Below are 2,820 nucleotides of genomic sequence, written 5' to 3'. Positions count from 1 at the left end.
ACGGCTTCGCACCCGCCCCACACCCCTTCCTTCACCTCCCCCCTTGTGGGGGAGGCCGGGAGGGGGGTGCCCCACGCTCTGACTTCAGGTGCCTCGCGTGGCTGACCTCTCCGCCCCCGGACCCGGCTTGCGGGCTCAGGCTTTTTCCTTTGCCGGCCTGCGCAAGTCGCTGCTCTCGACCGATATCGGCCTCGCCGTCGGCGTCATGGCGATCATCGTCGTGCTCATCGTGCCGATGCCGCCGCTGCTGCTCGACGTGCTGCTGGCGGTCTCGATCGTCTTTTCGGTGCTGATCCTGATGACGGCGCTGTTCATCCAGACGCCGCTCGAGTTCTCGAGCTTCCCCACGGTGCTGCTGATTGCCGCCATGATGCGGCTGGCGCTCAACCTCGCCACCACCCGATTGATCCTCGCCGATGGCCACAACGGCACCGATGCCGCCGGCCACGTCATCGAGGCGTTCGGCAATTTCGTCATGCGCGGCAACTTCGTCATCGGCGTCGTCGTCTTTGCCATCCTGATCATCGTCAACTTCATCGTCATCACCAAGGGCTCGGGCCGCATCGCCGAAGTGGCCGCCCGCTTCAACCTCGACGCCATGCCCGGCAAGCAGATGGCGATCGATGCCGATCTTTCCGCCGGCCTCATCGACGAAGCCACTGCGCGCAAGCGACGCGAGACTCTCGAGGCCGAGAGCGCCTTCTTCGGCAACATGGACGGCGCCAGTAAGTTCGTGCGCGGCGACGCCATCGCCGGCCTGCTCATCACCTTCATCAACATCATCGCCGGCATGATCATCGGCATGATGCAGGAGGGCCTGAGCTTCGAGGAGGCCGGCAACAACTATACGCTGCTGACCGTCGGCGACGGCCTCGTCAGCCAGATTCCTTCGCTGATCGTCTCGACCGCCGCAGGCCTGCTGGTCTCCAAGGCCGGCGTGCTCGGGTCCGCCGACAAGGCGCTGGTCAGCCAGTTCACCGGCTATCCCAAGGCGCTCGGCATGTCCGCCGCCGTCGTCGGCGCGCTGGCCCTGCTTCCTGGCATGCCGATCATCCCGTTCCTCGGCCTCGCCGCCGGAGTGGGCTGGCTCGCCTTCAGGTCGGGCGGCAGGAAGGCGCAGGCCGTCGAGGACAAGGCCGTCGCCGAGGCGGTGCAACAGGCCGCAGCGGTGCCGCCCCAGGAGGCCCCGATCACCGACAGCCTCAGGATCGACGAACTCAAGCTCGAACTGGGCTATGGCCTGCTCAGCCTCGTCAAGGAGGATGATACCGGCACCGACCGGCTCACCGAGCAGATCAAGGCGCTGCGCCGTCAGCTCGCCACCGAGCTCGGCTTCATCATGCCGCCGGTGCGCATCCTCGACAACATGCAGCTCGAGCCCAACGACTACAAGGTCAAGATCAAGGAGGTCGAGGCCGGCCACGGCCAGATCTACGCCCACCAGTTGATGGTGATGGACCCCATGGGCAAGGAGATCAGACTGCCCGGCATCCACACCACCGAGCCGACCTTCGGGCTGCCCGCCACCTGGATCGAGCCGGCCATGCGCGACGAGGCCGAGCTGCGCGGCTATTCGATCATCGATCCCTCGACGGTCATCTCCACCCACCTCACCGAGGTGCTGAAGGCCAATGTCGCCGACCTCTTGAGCTACGCCAACGTGCAGTCGCTGCTCTCCGGGCTGCCCAAGGACCAGCAGAAGCTTGTCGAGGACATCGTTCCCGCCCAGATCTCGGTCTCCGGCATCCAGCGCGTGCTGCAGACCCTCTTGACCGAGCGCATCTCGATCCGTGACCTGCCCACCATCCTCGAGGGCATCGCCGAGATCGCCGGCCCCGGTCGCACCGCGCAGGCGATCGCCGAGCACGTGCGCTCGCGCCTCTCGCGCCAGCTCTGCGCCTCCAACCTCGGGCCGGATGGCAACCTGCCGCTCGTCACCCTCTCTCCGCAGTGGGAGCGCGATTTCGCCGAGGCGATGATGGGCGAGGGCAATGACCGCCACCTCGCGATGGCGCCCTCGCGGCTGCAGCAGTTCATCATCTCGGTGCAGCAGGCCTTCGAGAACGCCGCCCAGATGGGCGAGATCCCGGTGCTCATCACCTCGCCTTCGATCCGCCCGCACGTCCGCGCCATCATCGAGCGCTTCCGCCCGCAGACCGTGGTGATGAGCCAGAACGAGGTCCACCCGCGGGTGCGGCTGAAGACGATCGGGAGTGTGTAGCAGCAGCGGACATTGACGCGACTGCGGATCGTCCGTATATCACCGTCATGCATACGGTGGTTGAGACGCCGAGTTTTCTAGCGGCCGCCAAGCATCGGGGATGGTGGATAGCTTGCGCCTCGAGGTGGTCACCATCCTCGCCGCCAACCCCGAACTCGGTGAACTCATGGAGGGCACCGGTGGCTTGCGGAAGTTCCGTGTCGCACGGCAGGGCCAGGGCAAGAGTGGCGGTTTTCGGGTAGTCAGCTACTTCCACTCCGCCGGGATACCGGTGTTCCTGATCACCGTGTTTGCCAAGAACCAGCAGGCCAACCTGTCACGAGCCGAGCGAAATGCCCTCGCAGGACTCGCGGCAACGCTGGTCCGGACCTATTCCGCGAAAGGAAAGTCGACATGAGCAAACGCGCTTTCGAGCAGATTGCTGCAGGAATGAACGATGCCATCGCATATGCGGAGGGCAGATCGGGGGGCTTTGGAGTCCACATTCCGGCCGAAGTCGACGTCAAGGCCATCCGACGTCGACTAAAGCTCAGCCAACCCGATTTTGCCCGCACCTTCGGCTTCAGCGTCGGACGCATCCGCGATTGGGAGCAGAAACT

At 65.3% G+C, this 2,820-nt stretch carries 3 protein-coding genes; all 3 read left to right on the top strand.

What is annotated here, in order from left to right; genetic code table 11:
- Window positions 1-97 precede the first annotated feature (97 nt).
- Window positions 98-2,221, top strand: coding sequence for a flagellar biosynthesis protein FlhA (gene flhA / locus ACE3TU_RS20985; protein WP_374627795.1), 2,124 nt, complete (start codon window positions 98-100; stop codon window positions 2,219-2,221).
- A 100-nt stretch (window positions 2,222-2,321) separates the two neighbouring features.
- On the top strand, window positions 2,322-2,618 hold the full coding sequence (locus ACE3TU_RS20980; protein ID WP_374627793.1) for a type II toxin-antitoxin system RelE/ParE family toxin: 297 nt from the start codon (window positions 2,322-2,324) through the stop codon (window positions 2,616-2,618).
- On the top strand, window positions 2,615-2,820 hold a 206-nt coding region (locus ACE3TU_RS20975), incomplete at its 3' end, for a helix-turn-helix domain-containing protein (RefSeq protein WP_374627791.1). The genes ACE3TU_RS20980 and ACE3TU_RS20975, both read left to right, overlap by 4 nt.

This window comes from Devosia sp., from assembly GCF_041917035.1.
Taxonomy (GTDB): Bacteria; Pseudomonadota; Alphaproteobacteria; order Rhizobiales; family Devosiaceae; genus Devosia_A.
The sequence above is the reverse complement of the archived record's forward strand: the minus strand, read 5'-3'. Positions and strand labels throughout refer to the sequence as shown.